This window comes from Brasilonema bromeliae SPC951 (assembly GCF_012912135.1).
Taxonomy (GTDB): Bacteria; Cyanobacteriota; Cyanobacteriia; order Cyanobacteriales; family Nostocaceae; genus Brasilonema; species Brasilonema bromeliae.
Genome location: NZ_QMEB01000123.1, coordinates 1 through 17698, shown reverse-complemented (window position 1 = coordinate 17698; position 17698 = coordinate 1). Strand labels below are relative to the sequence as shown.

Genomic DNA, 17698 nt, shown 5'->3' with positions numbered 1-17698 from the left:
CGCGCCATCATTGGGAGAGATGGCAGCGTTAGTATTGCCTTGTGTGAATACGGATTGGTATAAGAAGCAGAACGTGGAAAGTCTTCAACAAGGAAGCCAGTTTAAAACGAGAGTCAACAAATAAATTAATTGACAAATCGTTTCCAGCAGTACCTCACTCCGAACATAAACACGTCAACGTAACAGGGAATAAATCTCCCTATGACGGAGACATAATTTACTGGAGCACTCGCAATAGTGAATTATATAACGGAGAAACTTCCAAAGCCCTCAAAAGACAGAACCATACATGCGGATATTGTGGCTTAAGGTTCACAAGTGAAGAACGAGTACACCTGCACCACAAAGACGGCAACCACAGCAACTGCAAAACAAAAAATCTGTTAGCAGTTCATGAAAGTTGTCACGATTATATCCACATGGGTAAAAGGGATAAGCCCTAAGAATATCGGGAGCCGGAGTGCGACTCGTTCGCAGCCTAATACATAAGCTGCGGTGAGAACGTCAAGGTAGAACCTTGAAAATCTCATAACTGTTCCTTGGATGGAGGTGCAAGTCCTCCCCTTCAGGGTTAGAAGTGACTCCCGCGTCTAGTCCACGTCGAGGTTAATTACCAGAGCGAAGCTGGAAACAGGGCGTAATCAGTTGTAAAACAAGCAGGTAACAACACTGGCGCAAAGTCTTGCGGGGGAAGCTTCCCCCGCAGAGCTTTGCGCTAACGGGGAGATACTAGGGTGAGCTATATGCGAAGCACTTGAAAAAGCGCCTTACCCGAAAGCGAGAACCTGGCCAAATCTCGACTTCATCACCTATAAACCCGCAGCAGTTCCGGCATTAGCTGCATAACCTTTGGGTTGGTGGTAGGCGAAATGGTGACCCATTCGGTATCAAAACAATCTAGGGAACGGAACGAGGAAAAACGTCTCCAACTTCTCAGGGTTGACAACCTGGGTGGAGGGAAGTGATTAATTCCTTACCGGAAGGAGACGGGTAGGATGGGGGAACGAAATTGCCCCCGGCAACCGAGAAGTCTAAAAATGGATTAGACCATGCGTAGACAAGCGGACTGTAATCGACTTAATTCTAAGTAAGATAATACCACTGGGATTGGTAGCAGGACGTATTGACGCGGACGGGCAAGCACACACGCGCCCCGAAAAACGGCGTAGATCGGACTAGGTGGAACATAGACCGACAATCCAAGGAAAACGTTGGTCGTGCGAACAAGTCGGAAGGACTGAAGCTGCAACTGCCCAGCGAACAGGGGAATGCAAAACTCCAAATGTTTGGAAGGCTCAAGACGGTGATTAAGGTCTGTCAATTCCTGAAAACGGTTTATGAATGGGATTTTGGGTTGTGTACCCAGTTACCCACAGGTTGCTAGGAGCCGGATGCGGGGAAACTCGCACGTCCGGTTCTGAAGGAGAGGTGCGCTGTAGCAATACGGACATCGACTCTAACTGCACAGAAATGGGCACGTCCGGATCGCGGAGGGGAGGTGCGGGACATAATAGTCCCCACCGACTCAACCTAGGCAAGAAAAGAGTATTGCAAGAGATTGGCACACCTCCTCATCCAATCTAACGATTTGGTAGCTTATGTAGACGCGAAGCGGCTTGCCGCAGGCTAGACTTAAATGTGAAAGGTTTGGTACGTAATCGTCATCTGGCTAAATCAATATCTGACGCTGGTTGGTCAACTTTCCGGTCGTGGTTAGAGTATTTTGGTCACAAGTATAGGAAGGTCACAGTTGCTGTGCCTCCCCATAATACAAGCCAGAATTGCTCTAACTGTGGTCAGAAAGTAAAAAAATCCCTATCCACTAGAACTCACGTGTGTCCACATTGTGGGTTCGTAGAAGACAGAGACGTGAATGCAGCAATCAACATCCTGAAAAGAGGACTCAGTACCGTGGGGCACACGGGAACTTACGCTTGGGAGCCAGGTGCTAACAGCGGGTTCCCCGACTTGAAGCACCTGGCGTGGGAGATTTGCCCTCCTGGGCAGTTGGTGCAAACCTGCTGCTTAGTGGCGAGTCAACGAACCAAGAATCCTCGCGGCTTTAGCCCGAGGAGTGTCAATTAATGCCAATGATTAATGAGTAATGACTAATGACTATGCACTGGAACAATCTCATACAGCCTAGCTTGATTTTAGAAGGTTCAGTGTTGAACCTCACACCAGACATGATCCAAAAAAATGGGCTCTTGGGGCTGGTGTTGGATGTAGATGAAACATTAGTACCAATTAGAGCCGCCTCAGCTTCTGTGGAACTGCGACAGTGGGTAGAACAAATGCGCCCCTTTGTCAAGTTGTGTTTGGTTAGTAATAACCTGAGTGAAACTCGGATTGGTGGAATTGCGCGATCGCTCAACCTGCCCTATTTCTTAGGTGCTGCCAAGCCCTCGCGACGTAAAATTCGGCAAGCACTCAAAGCGATGAATTTACCTGTACACCAGGTAGGCATGGTGGGAGATAGATTATTCACTGATGTCTTGGCAGGTAATCGCTTAGGAATGTTTACTATTCTGGTAGAACCAATTATTCATCCAGATGTTGCTCTTCGCTCCCATCCGATACGCAACTTTGAAGTTTGGCTATCTGAAATTCTCGGTGCTTCTATTACTCCTAAGACAAGAAGGGTTACAAAAATTGATAAATAGTCAGGAAAGTAAATCTAAAGAAAAAATAAAAAAAACTTTGTTTCAAACAAAAATCTGCAATCATAATAAGTATAAATAACAAAGGGGTCAGCCAAAATAAAGACCCTAAGTGATAACAACTCAATATAAAAAAGTGAAGCGTCAGCCTCAAGATTATAGAGGGTCTGGCGCTTCACAATTTAGTTGATTGTCCCTAGTCCTATGTCATAAAACGAATGACTAATAACTAATGACTAATGACTAATGACTAAAACAATTGTCGTCAAAATTGGCACCTCCAGCCTGACTCAACCAGAAACCGGACAACTGGCACTTTCCACAATCGCGACTTTAGCAGAAACCCTTTCACATCTGCGACGACAGGGTTATAAGGTCATTTTGGTATCCTCTGGCGCTGTGGGAGTGGGTTGTGGGCGGCTAGGGTTAACAGAACGTCCTAAGGCGATCGCCCTAAAACAGGCAGTTGCAGCAGTAGGGCAAGGCAGATTAATACGAGTGTACGACGATTTATTTACGACACTGCAACAGCCAATTGCTCAGGTTTTGCTCAGCCGTAGTGACTTAGTTCAGCGCAGTCGTTACCTTAACGTCTACAACACGTTCCGAGAATTACTCGAACTAGGAGTCATTCCAGTGGTGAATGAAAATGATACAGTCGCAGTGGAAGAACTGAAATTTGGGGATAATGACACCCTTTCTGCCCTCGTTGCTAGCTTAGTGGAAGCAGATTGGCTCTTTTTGCTCACCGATGTTGATAGGCTTTACTCAGCTGATCCCCGTTCTGTACCTGATGCCCAACCCATTGCTTTAGTGAGCAACATCAAAGAGTTAGCAGAATTACAGGTGCAAACAGGGACACAAGGTTCCCAATGGGGTACTGGCGGTATGGTGACCAAAATTTCTGCAGCACGAATTGCGATCGCTGCTGGTGTTCGCACCGTCATTACTCAAGGACGATATCCGCACAATATCGAAAAAATTTTACAGGGCGAAACCATTGGTACTCACTTTGAACCACAACCAGAACCAACTTCCGCCCGTAAACGTTGGATAGCTTATGGTTTGATTCCTGCTGGGAAACTCTATTTGGATGCGGGAGCAGTGCTAGCAATTTCTGGTGGTGGCAAATCGTTGTTAGCTGCTGGTATTACCACAGTAGAAGGGGAATTTGACACTCAAGAAGCAGTGCAATTGTGTGATAAAAATGGTCATGAAGTTGCCAGAGGATTGGTGAACTACAGTAGCACCGAATTACAAAAGATTCGCGGACGCCGTTCTAGTGAAATTGCTGCTATTTTAGGTTATGTTGGTGCGGAAACCGTGGTTCATCGGGATAATTTGGTTTTGACGTAGAAATCGTATACGACATCAAAAGAGATACAGGCGATAGCTAGCCCCTAAGGGGGCGCTGCGCAAACGCTACAGCGCGGAGCGCTGAACGCCTCCATTTCATGCGTGAGGTGACAGCTGCAATTATGGCAGAAATTTTTGTTACTAAACGGAAATCTTGCCATTGCTGTCATGTGTATATTTAAACCCTAGTTGCTCTGCTTCGTGCAAAATCTTTATACCCTCATTGGCTTGTTTATAAGATGGACTCTTTCGTTTAGCAGCAAGTTTTCCAAGACTAAACGCTAGGCTTCGTTGCCAAGAGTGCAAGTTATCTGTTTCTTTTGCCCAATGAGCAAGCTGAAACCAAGTTTCATCTGATACTTCGTTGATTTGTACAATAACTTTTAAGTCTTCTGTATCAGGACTTTCGATTCCTTTATCAATTTGATTTGGCTTTGTATCAACTGAAATTAATTCATTCCAAAATTCATTTGGTAACTCAATCTCAATAGTCTGAATTTGCTTCCAGCATTCTTCTTTCTTACACCATTCAGTTACATTACGACCGCCAGGAGGATTGATAATAACTTGATGAACTTGATAGGATACTATTTTAATTGCTTCCTGCAATGCTGGTGAAAGACCCTGTTCTCTCCAAATCCGTTCTAAATCAATTTGTTGTGCTGTTTTGTTACTTAGGTAAGCAAGTGTATATGTGACAATATTGGCACGATAGCCACCAAATTGCTGGACTTGCACAATCTTTTCTGTTTTTCTGAAAAGAATAGCTTTGGCAATGAGTCGCTTGAAATAGTCTTCATCTGGTTGGAATTTGCCGCGTTTAGCCAATTGAATTGTAAACTCACGAAAGTTTTTCTCAGCACCAAGACTAACCAAATGGGGTAACTGATTCCAAGTATTCTCAAACTTGGCTAAATCTGTCTTAGTAAATTTCTGTGAGGTGGGATGCGTAGTAGTAAAGATTTTCTTTTTTGCTGCAGTTCCCTCACGTCCCTTTACATCAAGGTACTGTCCCCGTGTCCGTTCATAAAACCAACGAGTCTGTCGCTGCGTTCCATCTACTGCAGGTGCCCAGATGGTGCGAGAAAATTCCTCGATTTGAATGTGGAACGGATCGTTCGCTGAAAAATCTGCTTCATTGACTTTATTTTGGTTGTTAGCGTAACGGGATATCAGGGGGACGATTTCATTGGCTTTTTCAGGCGCTACTACTGACAGTTTTGCTTGTACATAAATGTTAGATACATCTGCTTTGTCTTTCTTGGCTGCTTGATAAATAGATACAGTGGTTTGACCTCCATTAACAATTTGTAAATCCCGTGCGGATTTGATACCTTTACCGCCTCCCGGTAAATCAACTAACTCCACAGCTTCCGCAGTTGCAGAAATGCCATTGTTATATGCTAAAAAACGATGGGGTTCTTGCAGGATTGTTTGTCGAATTCCCTTGTTAACTTTTCCTCTCGCTTGCAGAAAAGAACGAACATTGCGTTCTAGCAGACGAGGACCATATTCAGCGTAGATTTTGTAAAGAATTTCACCCGGAATGATTACCATGTAAGCAGTGTAGTCTGAATTAGACCTTGGCATTGGCAAACAAGGAATTGCTACCCCATATTGGGATTCAAAGTCAATTTCAATGGTTTCCCGCTGCTTACCTGAACTCAGACAACGGTAAGTTCTTTCAATATCCCAAACATGAAACGAGCAAGTTATATTTTCAATCGTTTCATGTTGTTTGACATCAATAGTTGTACGACCATCTGTAAATAAGTACAGCCTAATTTGGCTAAGTTGTGTTCTCAAGTCATGAATTTGAAGCGCCATATCGAAAACACTGGAGGCTTCCTCAATAGACAGATGGTATCCCTTGAGTGCTTTCTGTAAAAAATTTGTAAGCCTGCGAAATGCTGTTTCAACCTCTTGCTTGGTGACAGTCACAGGCGGAATACTTTGAGTATAAATAGAAATAAATAAATTCAGACATTCAAAATCTTGATTAATGCTGTAGCCGTTAACTTTAATACCGCGATTGCGATGGTAGCAAACTTCTCCATCATCTAGTTCTCCAGCATCAGTCAGATATTCAATCATGAGGCGGGTAAATTCATCTTCGCGAAAAGAATCACCTTCACCATCTTCATTATCTTGTCCAGCTTCAGAATTATTAATTACCTCTTGTATAAGCTCTGCGGCAAACTGAATTAATTTGGTTTGCTCATTCATAGTTGCACCCGATTAGAGAAATGACATCTAATTCTGGTAGGGAGAAGCGTTTACATTCAGCAACGCTAATGCTGTAGCGAACATCCCCAACGCCATTGGGCAAATCCGCTTCGACAATTCTGGGAAAATCTCCCTCGACTTTGAAATAGTTAACCTCTCGTTGGGTGTAGCCGATTTCTTCATAACGGGGGGTATGTATATCCAGATAGCCAACTTCCAACAGGAGTGTTTCTAATTCTTCCTTGGCTATGGGGTCATTTTGGACTAAGATTCTGACGCTGTTAACAATATCAGGTAACGACTCACCGCGTCCTTGTCTGACATCAAGGGATAAATGAACAAGAATTAGTGTACCCGTACCAGTACCGTCTAACTGCCGTTCACTAGAAATACTCAGTTTTTGATGCTGCTTTTCTACAGTTGTTTTAACCTCAACTGCACAGTTTGGAAATTGGAAATCTTGTTGCGTTCCTCTGGGACCAGTCCAGTATTGGATACTTTGACGAGAACCCAGTTGGGGAATTATAACTTGACGCAGAAACCAGAGTTCACCATATAATCCTTGCTGTTGAGTTTTGCTTAGTCCATCCGGTGAATGCTGTTTGAAAAAAGATTGCCATCGCCTTAGCCGGATTATAAATTCTTCTAATGCTGCTTTTTCTTTTTGTTTTCCAGCGACTCCTTCTATAACATCATCTACTAAGCTAGTAAAAATATCAGCATACCTATTTTGGGTAAGAACGAGTTGTAGAGTAACATAATTTTCCCCATCACTAGGTAATAAAATTCGTCGAACTTCAAAACCTTCAGAACTTGGAAAGTCTACAATAGATGAGGCAGAACTACGTCTGATCTTTAGAAGTAACATTCTGTTTCCAGTTGGTTCTTGAACTCCTATACGTAAGTCACAGGCACAATCTGGTCTGACTCTGCGAACTAGGTATTCAGAACCACCTAGTTTGATACTTTTTTCGAGTTCAGTCCAGAGTTCACGAATACTCATTCCTGATTTTCTTCTCCAAATTCCTGTGCATAGTAAACGTTGTTTACCAGATACTCAACACTGCTAGCATTTTGACTACCTGGAAAACTAAGCGCAAATCCCAAAATAGGGTTTCCTTCCAATCCTGCCTCTGCTGGATCAAGGGGGTAAATTAGAAGCAGACCTCTATCAGGATCTCTATTTTCTCTAAAAGTCTTTTTGTCCTTAATTTGCCGACTTCCTCCAGGAAGGTAAATAACCTCATCATCAGGGCTAACAAGTCTTTGAATTGAGTATCTTTCTGAGTTGCTGGCTTTTGAACCTGTCCGTTTGTATAGACCAACTTCATACTTACCAACTAACGGTTTTTTTGCATCTTTTTTGGATTTCAGAACAACAGTCCAATTCCTGAGTTCATTCTTCATAATCTGTTGACTGACGTAATCAGCCAAAAGTTGACTGTTTGCCCTAATTGAATCCCGATGTGTCTTAACTTCTTTAAGTAAAGCTACAATGTCATTTCCATCCAAATTAGTCCATACATAGGCATCAATGTTATTGATTCTAGGTTCCTTTTCTGGTTTACCAATTAAATTCAAAAATTTGACAAAGGAATCAATATTTTTATTATTAATGGCTGGGTTTTTATCGAAAGCTACAGTTTCAGTAATAGCACCAGCATAAGTAACACGTAAAACTTTTCCTTTTCTAATTTTTCCTACATTGGAAATTGTTAGTCCATCAGAATGCGTTCTCACCCGTAGACCAAAATTAGATGGCGTTTTGTTCAGCATCGCCATGTAGTCAAACTCCTGTCTAAGTTCCTCGTTCGCTAGTGTAATGTGTTGATACCAATAAATTAATTCTTCTGATGTGTACAATCGGCAGAGATCAAGGTATCCTGGTCTATATCCAAACCACCTTCCCATTTGCATCAAAGTATCATACATTTTTGATGCTCTCAGGAAGTAGCTGACAGTTAAACCTTCAAGAGTCAGACCCCGTGAAAGTTTATCGCCACCAATTGCAATCACACTGATTCCATCTGGGTTATCTTCGTAATCTAGTACTTCTTTTGCTTTACCGTTAATGGTTTTTACTTGAATTTTTTGTGCTGCTGGTTCTAGGAATTTCTCAACTTCTTGCCATGTAAGCAGTTTTTTTTCAGGATCATCTATAGCTTTTGTTGTCGGTACAAAGTCTTCTTCCCAAAGCCTTCTAAATTCTTCTGAAATTTTTTTTTGATAACCACCTTCTCCATATCGTAATCGATGCTGTATATTTTTTATTTCATTATGAACTTGGTTTTTAACTAAGATTTGAACTTCATTCCATCGCGTTACATGAACCAGCATTGAATTATGTTCTTTATCTTGTCCCCGTGCCATCCTAGCAGCACAGGAGATGATAAAAGATTTCACAGCTTTTTTCAGTGAGTAAGGCAATTCACTCGGAACATGATCTGTTTTATGGGTGTCGGGCATCCAATCTTGATAATCTTTGACTGTATGAACAATTGGTAAGCCATCTTGTTCTTCTAGTCCTGAATCAGGATCGGCAGTAATGCCAAAGACGCGAGATGATCCGACATAATTGTCTGGGGCAGGAAGGTTGATAATAAAGTCTCGTGGAAACAGGTCATCTCCGTGCTTGTGGGTATTACTATTAACATCAATAAAAATATTGGCGAAGGGAGTAGCTGTGTAGCCAACGTAAGCACTTTGAGAAAAACTATTTAGTAGTTCACGGATACGAGCATTGATTGTAGTTGGATTTGTATCGTCTTCTCTTGTATTAATTGATGCATTGTCACATTCATCATCAATTAATAAAAGTGGTATATCATGTACAATAAGCCGCCCTGTAGCTGGGTCTTTTTCACCATGTCTTTTGGTTGCCCAATTGATTAAATTTTTGAGAATTGAGCCATTTTTCTTGACAACAAGCAATGTTGGCACCGCTCGTAAGTCAATATTACTGTGTTTGGCGATTGTTATCTGAAAATCTCCTCTTTCTTCAGCATTTGTAAGTGAATGAACAGGGTGTAACTGCTCTCCCCGAAGTTTACCAACCCCAGTCCGTCTATTGTTTGGGTCAAATGTCATATTTTGTCGAGTGTTATATCCAAGAACACCCTGATCTAGGCGAATCTGCGTCTGACTGCGGAGATTATTGTGTATACCTGCTAATACAATGATTAGCCTATAACCAGCATCTGCCGCTTTGCAAATTAAACCAGTGTAGTTACCAGTCTTTCCTGACTGAACTTGCCCTGCAACCATGCCACGACGATCCCAATGACCATTCTTAGTCGGATCTTCTATCCGCTCAATAATTGAATCTGTAAGTTCGTCTATACGACGAACAACCAGTGGAGACAACTTCTTCTCCTCTAGCAAGTAACGTTCATACCTTTTCCAGAAGCGCCACTCAATGCTATCCCGTCGTTTAGGCAGCCAATCTACACGTTCTTCTCCGTCGAGGATGGTGGCTTGCGCCATTCTGACTGTAAATCTGCTCTGTAAATCCCAAATCAAAGTATCTGGGTCAAAATTTTCATTTGAACCTTGAAGCTGTATCATCTTAAGAGCAAGGTTAACTTTTTCACGGATTAACTCGTCCGTCACCTCGTCATTGTGCTTCAGCATTGCTAGTGCAAAATCTAATGCTTGTTGATATTCCTTAGAATTATTCATGCTTTGTCTTTACTAATAAGTAGATTCAGGTAATGTCGCTATCAGTTCTTCAAAGTGCTGAAATGGTTCCATTTTTACTAACAGGCTCCGTGCTTCTGAGGTGGTTAAACCATCTTTTATCAACGCTTGATAAATTTGCATCATCACTTCTCTGACTTCTCTTGCAGGGACTCCCTCAAATGGTTGACTGTGTTGCTCTGAGCTTACAGCACTGTCAAGCCAAATTTGCTGAACAGGAACAGTCTCTTCAATTAGTCGAAGTAATGCCTTGATAATTTGACGATATTCTGTCGGAATATTTAGCGCTTCTTTAACTAATGGATGCTCTGGGTTAATAACATAAAAAACCTTGCCATGTTTAAGCTTCTTCAGCCAAGTAAAGACATAATTGTCTGAATATTTTCTGGCAATAACTTTTCCGCGATATCTATATATATCAGATGCTCTTGCTCGCGTTAGTTTTGCGATGCGTTTGAAGTCTTCCCGTAAAGATGCAGGTGGACGCGCTCTAGACTTTTTAACATCGATATTCCAGTCGCTATCCATTGAATTTGGCAAATCAACCTGGATTCGCGCCAGCTTACAATGTTCATCCCTCTGTAAACCTAAACCAAGCCAGTCACCAGCAACAAGCATCCTTTCATTACGGTAGATGTAAAAACCTTGTTGAGCATTCCAGCCATTTGGACCCGCAGCTTTTTCATAGGTTTGCGAATCTACTTTTGAGTGATGAGGAAGCACATAAGGTTGAATAACCACCCTATCTTCTCGGAAGTATAGATTCTCTTCTGGCAACCACTGTGTTGCTTTTTCGTTTGTGAGGAATGGGTCCCAAGGCTCAATTAGTCGCTGATTAATCCAAATTTGTAACTTATTCTTTCGCTCCAAAAACCGATGGAATACCATCGTCAGATGCTTTTCCACATCTTCAATCATTTCTAAAAAGCGGTTGTGTGCCTTTGGATCGTCAGTTTTTGTCCCACCAACTACCCGATCCATACTCTCCCACAGCACCACTGTTCCACTTTCCATTTGCTCTAAGGCGGTTAATCTTTCTTCTGAACCTGATGCTGCAGAACGGAGTAACCGCCACTCTCCTGTTTGACTCACATAATCTAAATCCCAGCGACGAGTTACAGAGTTTTGATTAACTGCCTTTGCACAAACAGTGAGCCGCCTACACTGAGAAAAAGATGCCGTCTTCAGTCCTAAACCAAATCTTCCCAAATCATTTGGTTCTCTTTCTTCCAAAGGATTTCGGCTACCTGGACGCATGGCATTCACTAGTTCCGCTTCAGTCATGCCTTTGCCGTCATCCAGGATAGATATGTAAGACTCAGATCCATCCCAGTAAAATTGCAGCCATACATTCTTTGCCCCAGCAGAGATACTGTTGTCAATCAGATCGGCGATCGCAGTCTGGATGTTGTATCCAAAAGCCCGTAATGACTCCAGCATCGCAGGCGCACGGGGTTCAACCAAGTCATATTCGTCGTTAGCACGTTCACGAACCATCCGGTTGTAACTCCCGGTAGAGCAATTCATCTTAGTAGTTATAATTACATATTTTTCACCTGTACGGCGAATATTATCATTTTGCAATTCCTCATTTAAATGACTCAAAGTGATGCGTTAAGGCACACTCCCTGAACACACTAAAGTAAGCTGAGTTGCTCAACCTTCGGGTTAGTCTCATAGTAATTTTGTACTTGTTTAACAATCGGTTTAGCGATCGCTTCCGCCAAAAGCGGTGGCACAGAATTCCCAACCAACTCAAACATTCTGGTCATGGGCGCATCAAAAACGAAGTGATCCGGGAAACTTTGCAGCCTAGCCGCTTCTCTTACTGAAATACTACGATTCTGTATAGGATGAATATAAGCCAGACAATCTTTGCGCATATGAGCAGTCAAAGTCCACGCTGGTTTATTCCAAGGTAAACGTTTATACTTATCATCAAATATATCCCAACGATAACGTCTCATATTTTCGGGTAAATCTGTATATTTTCCACCTTGGGCAAGCATGGCAAAACAAATTATATCTACTGGGTTATGAGAGCGACATATATGATTCATAACTCCGTCTGGCTCTGGCATCTTAGTAATTTCTCTTCTCATTTTTTTCTGATAGCTTGATTGCGGATGAGTGAGATAAAACTTTTTGCTATCTTCTTGAGGTAATCCACTATTTTTGCTCTTCAAAGGTAGATATGGAGGGGTAAGTGGTATCAAATCGCTAATAGCCTCCCCTACTGAAACTGGATTCCTTTTAAGTGGTTGAGGAAATTCAAATTCATATTCTAAATCTTGACGTACACCTACAATGAAAAGACGTTTCCTAATTTGAGGAACACCATAATCTGAAGCTATTAGAATATTATGATGAATTCGATAACCAGGATAATTTTCTCGTTTTCGTGGTAAACCAAACTCTAGTTCCCTAAGAATAGTCGGAAATATTGTTCTTTTTACTAGGCTATCCACATTTTCCATTACAAAAAATAATGGCTGATAAAAATCTAGAAACTCCACAAATTTCTGGTACAGAAAATTTCTAGGGTCATTTTCAATTTTTCTGCCTAATGACCGCATTTTACCAATACCTACCAATGAGTATACTTGGCAGGGGGGTCCACCAACCACAATATCCACTTCACCGGGTTTTAAATTCAAATCATGTGGCTTTATATTAGTAATATCCTGAGGCTTAAGCTTCAGTTTACAGTTCGGGAAATTCTTATGATGAGTTCTAATAGCGTGGGGACTATGATCTATTCCTGCTAAAATTTTACATCCAGCATTTTGAAACCCTAAACTCATACCACCTGCACCACAAAATAAATCAAGTACAGTAGGTTTTAATTTATGAGCGCTCACTAAATTCTTGGCTGGCATTGTTCAACAAATAATATTAAATTAAACAAAATGAACAGATAACATAACTCATTACTATTTTCTGCTTTTATCGTTTTCTCGTCAAGATTAAATCGTGAAAAAACAGTTTTTTTAAATTGGAACTTTTAAATTCATGAAAATATAGCTAGTTATTTAAAGATTATTCAACTTAAAAAACACAACTTTTATCAAAAAAAATTACCATTTTGCCATTTCCATAAACGTCAAAAAAAACCGCTGGTAAAGCCCATCTACCCACAATGCTGGAATCTTGAAAAGTGCCCCAAAGTTGAGACATTCTAACAGTAAGCGAACTGTTGGCTCGCGCACACCTGAGTTATCTTCAACTGCCATTAAATACGGTGACAAGGCAACTAGTACGTCACGGCGTAAATAGGGCAACCATTTACAATCGCTCAAAAGCCCATTTCATAATACTTTTGACTTTTGACTTTTGACTTTTGACTTCCGCGCAGCGGTACTAGGCATACAACACATCACTAAATGGGAGTGAGATTCATCACCAGACCCTTATTTAGCAGCAACATTTGGGCTAATACCAATTCTTTATGAAGCTGCGCTAAATAAAGCTTCAAGAATGAAATCGTAAGAAGTGAGAGAAGCAATCACCTCAGGTGTAATTGTGTCTAGGACTTGAGCTAACTTTTGGCGCAGTTGGTTGAGAGTTTTGCAGTTTTCCCATTCCAGTTTAGATTTGAGAAATTCCCAAAACCGCTCAATTGGATTAAGTTCCGCAGAGTGAGGCGGTTGAAAAATAGGGATAATATTTTCTGGACAATCGAGAGCTTTAACCCGATGAAATGACCCTTGGTCGAACTGGATAACCGCAACATCATCTCCTAGTTGAACAGAAAGCAACTCCAAAAACTGCTGAAAACAGTCACCATCAAGGTGAGAAAACTCGGCAGAATTAGCTGTATCCACTCAACGGCTCCACGACTCCGTATAAATAAAAATTCTCACGTTGCCACTGGCTGAGTCCGAGGGGTTTAACCGCCCGCCGCAGTAATTAAACGTCCCGCGATCGTCTTAAGTCCCAAGCGGGTTGTCTCCTCTGCACAAGTACCTCAATCGCTTCCCCTCTCCAAATTCCTCCTGCAAGAATTTGAATGCTAGAGGAAGTTTTTTTTAAAGTGAGACAGACTCTGTGGATGTTGTTTGGTGCTTTGGGGGCGAGGGACTTTGAGCTTAGCACCGATTCGATAGCGAACGAGTTCATAGACCGTTTTATAGGCGATGTCCAGTTGAAACTCAGCAACGAGCCATTGTTGAATTTGACCATAGCTGTGAAATCCTTGCGGCTCCTGCAACCTCTGTTTCAGACGTTTCAAGGCTTCCTCGCTAACAATAGAAACTTTACCCGGTGCATGTTTGACTTCGAGCAAGCGATACGCCCTTGGCGTCTGCCCTTTGGGCAATCGCGTCCTCCATCTTTATATTTTCTCACAAGCGCGAGTAATAGTTGCCTGATCCCGTCCTATAAGTTCTGCCAGCGAACCGCAAAGACGCCAAGGACACGAAGGAAGAAGAGGAGACGTGTTAAGGGAGTTGGTGGGAGATAATTTGGAGTTGGTGACGGGGAAGGTGGTGAGTGAAGCTGCGGCGGCTGGGGATAATTTAGCTCAGGAAATTTTGTACACGGCTAGTTGGGCGCTGGGTGTGGGTATTGGTAATGTGGCGAATTTAATCAACCCCAAAGCAGCAACATTAGCATCGTTATCTACAGAAGCTGGAACGCCAAACTCTTCCTCTAGCAAGTCGCGCAAAGGAACATTCTCCCATCCAAGCACATGATGGGACAGTCTTACCTTCCCTGTTGTTGCGTCCACTGGTCCGCCAAAGCTAACACCAATAGCGTCTGGTTTCGCTCCCTTTAGTAAAGAGTTGATCACAGAACGCATAATTTCCAAATCAGTGTCAGCATTTGCATTTGGAGGTGAAAAGCGGAAATAAGCACAAGCCATAGCAACAAGTTTGGGGATTTTTCTCTTTCCCTATACTAACTTGAGTCAATCCTCTAGATTTCTCCGTGGGATCATTCTGAATTGTGATACCAAATTGGGAAATGTAGTATTGTGTCATTCTGAGCGACACGCTATCGCTCAGAATGTTGAAAAGCCAGATGCCTCTTTATACTGTTATCAAGCAAAGCTGGTGAAAGACGAAACGAAAACTGTGAGACTGAAAACTTCTTGCAATGCTGTACAAGAATCGGTGTTTACCAAGTATGCTGTGGATAGTTTCTGGCTTGCATCTAACAAGCTGGCGACTTGTACTCAATAAAATGAGGCTTCGCTGGCTATAGAAATATCAGGTTCTTTGGATAACGAAGGCGTGTTTACACATAGCCAGAGATGTCAAGTTGCTAACATCTGTAAATTGTGCAAAGTAGCGTACATTCCTCCTTGTTGCAGCAACTCTTCATGACTTCCCTGTTCTATTAATTCTCCGCGCTTTAGTACCAAAATTCGATCCACGTTACGAATGGTGGACAAGCGGTGAGCAATAATAATGGCAGTACGTCCTAGTAACAGTTTGTCTAAAGCTTCTTGGATGAGAGCTTCCGTTCCTACATCCAGACTAGCAGTTGCTTCATCCAGTACCAAAATTTGTGGATCGCGAATAGCAGCACGAGCAAATGCTAAAAGTTGCTTTTGACCGCTAGAAAGGTTTGTACCCCGTTCTCTAAGTTGAGTATCATAGCCTTGAGGCAGTTGTTCAATAAACTGAGCAATGTTAGTTTTCTCTGCTGCTTGTTGAATTTCCTCAAGACTGTAGCTGTCTCCTAAGGTAATGTTGCTTTTGACATCACCAGCAAACAAAAAGCCTTCTTGCAAAATCACCGCCATGTAACGCCGCAGTTCTGCTTGGGGGATTTCGCGGATATCTATACCATCTACAAAAATGCGTCCTTCGTTGGGTTCGTAAAGGCGACACAAAAGACGGATAATAGAACTTTTGCCCGCACCTGTCGGACCTACTAACGCCACTTTCTCACCAGGATGAATGGTAAAGTCCAAATCTTTGATGACATAGTCATTATCTTTGTACGCGAACCAGACGTGTTCAAAGCGGATTTCTCCGAATTCAGGTTGGGAATTTTCGATTGGTAATTCGGGATTATCAGTTATTTCGTCTATGTAACCTAACCGAGAATCGTAAATTGAGAATCTGGGATTACCGCGATCGTGTATCTCTATCCGTTCATCCAAAACTTCACTCACGCGTTCTATCGCGGTGAAACCAGCTTGGATGACAGTGAATTTTTCCGCAAACTCTCGTAATGGATCGAATAGGCGTTGAGCATACAATACAAATGCAGATAATACACCAAAAGTCAAGTTTATTTGCAGTAGTAAATAACCGCCCACCCACAGAACAGCCGCAATTGAAATTAGGGCAATCCATTCAAGTGTTGCCGAAACTGCTGAATCATAAAAGATAGTCTTATCTACCTCGTGGACATAACGTTGATTGTTAACACGAAACAACTCGGCATTGAATTTTTCCCGCCGGAACAATTGCACAACATTAATGCCAACGATATTTTCTTGTAACTGAGAATTCAGTCCAGAAAGTTCTTCCCTCGTCTTGTAATTTGCTTTGCGGTACTGCTTTTGTAAGTAGACTATAATACCTGTTATTGGTATGAAAACCATCAATAGCAAAAAAGCCAGTTGCCACTGCATAGAAAACATAAAACCAAGAATCACCAGCATAGAAAACAAATCTGACACAATGCCTATAGCTCCAGTGGAAAACACATCTCCTAATACTTCCACATCACTGGTGAGCCTGGTGATTAATTTTCCTACAGGTGTTCTATCAAAAAAACGCACCGCCAAAGATGTGACATGATCAAACAAGTCTCGACGAATTTCGGCAGTGATTTGTTGACCTAGCTTTTGTACTAAATAACCTTGAAAACCTGTAAATATCAGTCGTACACTGATTGTTATCAGCAACAATATTTCGATGATATTTAGCCCTTGTGACAACGGACGATTTCTTAAAAACTCATAGGCGCTTTGTTCTTGGCGAATTAAGGAGATAACTTGTCCAATAAGCAGTGGTTGCACAGCGTTAGCAACAGCTATTGGCACCAACAGTAACATAGCAAACGCTAGCGATCGCCCACGACGGCGGACATAAGGTAGTAGACGCAAAAATAACCGCCAGTCGTTTTCACGCCGACGGTGACCTGTGCCAAAAATTTTCCGAGGTTTGGAAGTGCTCATCATAAGAGCATTATATTAATTTTTACAACCTAAAGTCTTCCCATTTCTACCCTCAATACTTTAGAGACCGTTTTGATTGAACGACCTCAACTCACTAAATAAATGTAGCGGTTATTTATAGGACTTACGCACACTCTACGAATTCTTCGCGTTCTTGGCGTCTTGCCGGTTCAACAAATTAAGCTTTTTAGCGATTTTTGCGTAAGTCCTGATTTAGAGAAAAAAGGTAAAAACGAACAAAAGGGTGTTGCTTAAACTAGCAACACCCTTTTGTATTAGTTGAAATCAAATCCTGGCATCGAGCTATTGTCGCAGGCAGCTACCCACCAACTATCGTCGCCGCTGCAGCGTTTCACACCTGAGTTCGGGATAGAATCAGAGTGGTTCCACCGCGCCATTGACACCAGGAAAACCCTGGGGGATTTCAAACTTCGGTCATCAAAACTTCCTATTTGAAGATCTGTTTTGGATGAGAGAGTTAGAAAAACCCTGAAGACTGCACAGAAACGCGAATCGCAATTGAGTTTGAAGTCAAGCCCTCGGTCTATTAGCACGGGTCGGCTGCATACATTACTGCACGTACACCTCCCGCCTATTAACAGGTGTTCTGCCTGTGACCTTA

The 17698-nt window shown here is 42.1% G+C and carries 12 protein-coding genes, 2 rRNA genes and 4 pseudogenes; 5 read left to right on the top strand and 13 right to left on the bottom strand.

The window, feature by feature from the left end:
* Positions 1–62: 62 nt before the first annotated feature.
* Positions 63–443: pseudogene (locus tag DP116_RS29370) on the top strand (HNH endonuclease); the annotation flags it as partial.
* Positions 444–1307: 864 nt separating this feature from the next.
* Here the strand turns inward: DP116_RS29370 and DP116_RS16290 are convergent.
* Entirely contained in the window at positions 1308–1565 is a 258-nt protein-coding gene (locus DP116_RS16290; RefSeq protein ID WP_169156174.1) for a hypothetical protein, read from the bottom strand.
* Here DP116_RS16290 and DP116_RS16285 point away from each other — a divergent pair.
* The 3 genes and pseudogenes from DP116_RS16285 to proB form a co-directional block, all read left to right on the top strand.
* Positions 1538–2066: pseudogene (locus DP116_RS16285) on the top strand (RNA-guided endonuclease InsQ/TnpB family protein); the annotation flags it as partial. The gene DP116_RS16290 and the pseudogene DP116_RS16285 sit on opposite strands and share 28 nt — an antisense overlap.
* Positions 2067–2117: 51 nt before the next feature.
* Positions 2118–2663, top strand: coding sequence for a YqeG family HAD IIIA-type phosphatase (locus tag DP116_RS16280; RefSeq protein WP_169156176.1), 546 nt, complete (start codon positions 2118–2120; stop codon positions 2661–2663).
* A gap of 243 nt (positions 2664–2906) precedes the next feature.
* Positions 2907–4016 (top strand): glutamate 5-kinase, encoded by a 1110-nt coding sequence (gene proB, locus DP116_RS16275; RefSeq protein WP_169156173.1) that lies wholly within the window; start codon positions 2907–2909, stop codon positions 4014–4016.
* A 141-nt stretch (positions 4017–4157) separates the two neighbouring features.
* Here the strand turns inward: proB and DP116_RS16270 are convergent, their stop codons facing one another.
* The 9 genes and pseudogenes from DP116_RS16270 to DP116_RS16225 all read right to left on the bottom strand — a co-directional run.
* A complete protein-coding gene (locus DP116_RS16270; protein WP_169156172.1) occupies positions 4158–6242 on the bottom strand; it encodes an AIPR family protein in 2085 nt (694 codons plus the stop codon).
* Complete coding sequence (locus DP116_RS16265; RefSeq protein ID WP_169156171.1) at positions 6235–7245, bottom strand: PD-(D/E)XK motif protein; 1011 nt, start codon at positions 7243–7245, stop codon at positions 6235–6237. Before DP116_RS16265 ends, DP116_RS16270 begins: the two co-directional genes overlap by 8 nt.
* Entirely contained in the window at positions 7242–9920 is a 2679-nt protein-coding gene (locus DP116_RS16260) for a Z1 domain-containing protein (protein ID WP_169156170.1), read from the bottom strand. The genes DP116_RS16265 and DP116_RS16260 overlap by 4 nt, the downstream gene beginning before the upstream one ends.
* Positions 9921–9932: 12 nt before the next feature.
* Complete coding sequence (locus DP116_RS16255; RefSeq protein ID WP_169156175.1) at positions 9933–11435, bottom strand: ATP-binding protein; 1503 nt, start codon at positions 11433–11435, stop codon at positions 9933–9935.
* A 140-nt stretch (positions 11436–11575) separates the two neighbouring features.
* Positions 11576–12817 carry a DNA cytosine methyltransferase gene (locus tag DP116_RS16250; protein WP_169156169.1) on the bottom strand — a complete coding sequence of 414 codons (1242 nt, stop codon included), beginning with the start codon at positions 12815–12817 and terminating at the stop codon, positions 11576–11578.
* Between the two features lie 198 nt (positions 12818–13015).
* The gene (locus DP116_RS16245) at positions 13016–13237 is read right to left on the bottom strand and encodes a hypothetical protein (RefSeq protein WP_169156168.1); all 222 of its coding nucleotides are present in this window, start codon (positions 13235–13237) and stop codon (positions 13016–13018) included.
* 147 nt (positions 13238–13384) lie between these two features.
* A complete protein-coding gene (locus DP116_RS16240) occupies positions 13385–13762 on the bottom strand; it encodes a transposase (protein ID WP_169156167.1) in 378 nt (125 codons plus the stop codon).
* A gap of 188 nt (positions 13763–13950) precedes the next feature.
* Positions 13951–14256 (bottom strand): winged helix-turn-helix domain-containing protein, encoded by a 306-nt coding sequence (locus DP116_RS16235; RefSeq protein ID WP_169156166.1) that lies wholly within the window; start codon positions 14254–14256, stop codon positions 13951–13953.
* Between the two features lie 261 nt (positions 14257–14517).
* Positions 14518–14784, bottom strand: a pseudogene (locus DP116_RS16225) (ROK family protein); the annotation flags it as partial.
* 166 nt (positions 14785–14950) lie between these two features.
* Here DP116_RS16225 and DP116_RS16220 point away from each other — a divergent pair.
* Positions 14951–15121: pseudogene (locus DP116_RS16220) on the top strand (sucrase ferredoxin); the annotation flags it as partial.
* Between the two features lie 74 nt (positions 15122–15195).
* On the opposite strand, the gene DP116_RS16215 reads toward DP116_RS16220, so the two are convergent.
* From DP116_RS16215 to DP116_RS16205, 3 genes are all read right to left on the bottom strand, one after another.
* Positions 15196–17076 (bottom strand): ABC transporter ATP-binding protein, encoded by a 1881-nt coding sequence (locus DP116_RS16215; RefSeq protein ID WP_211173305.1) that lies wholly within the window; start codon positions 17074–17076, stop codon positions 15196–15198.
* A gap of 290 nt (positions 17077–17366) precedes the next feature.
* Positions 17367–17484, bottom strand: a 5S ribosomal RNA gene (rrf, locus tag DP116_RS16210).
* Positions 17485–17603: 119 nt separating this feature from the next.
* Positions 17604–17698 (bottom strand): 23S ribosomal RNA (locus tag DP116_RS16205); the annotation flags it as partial.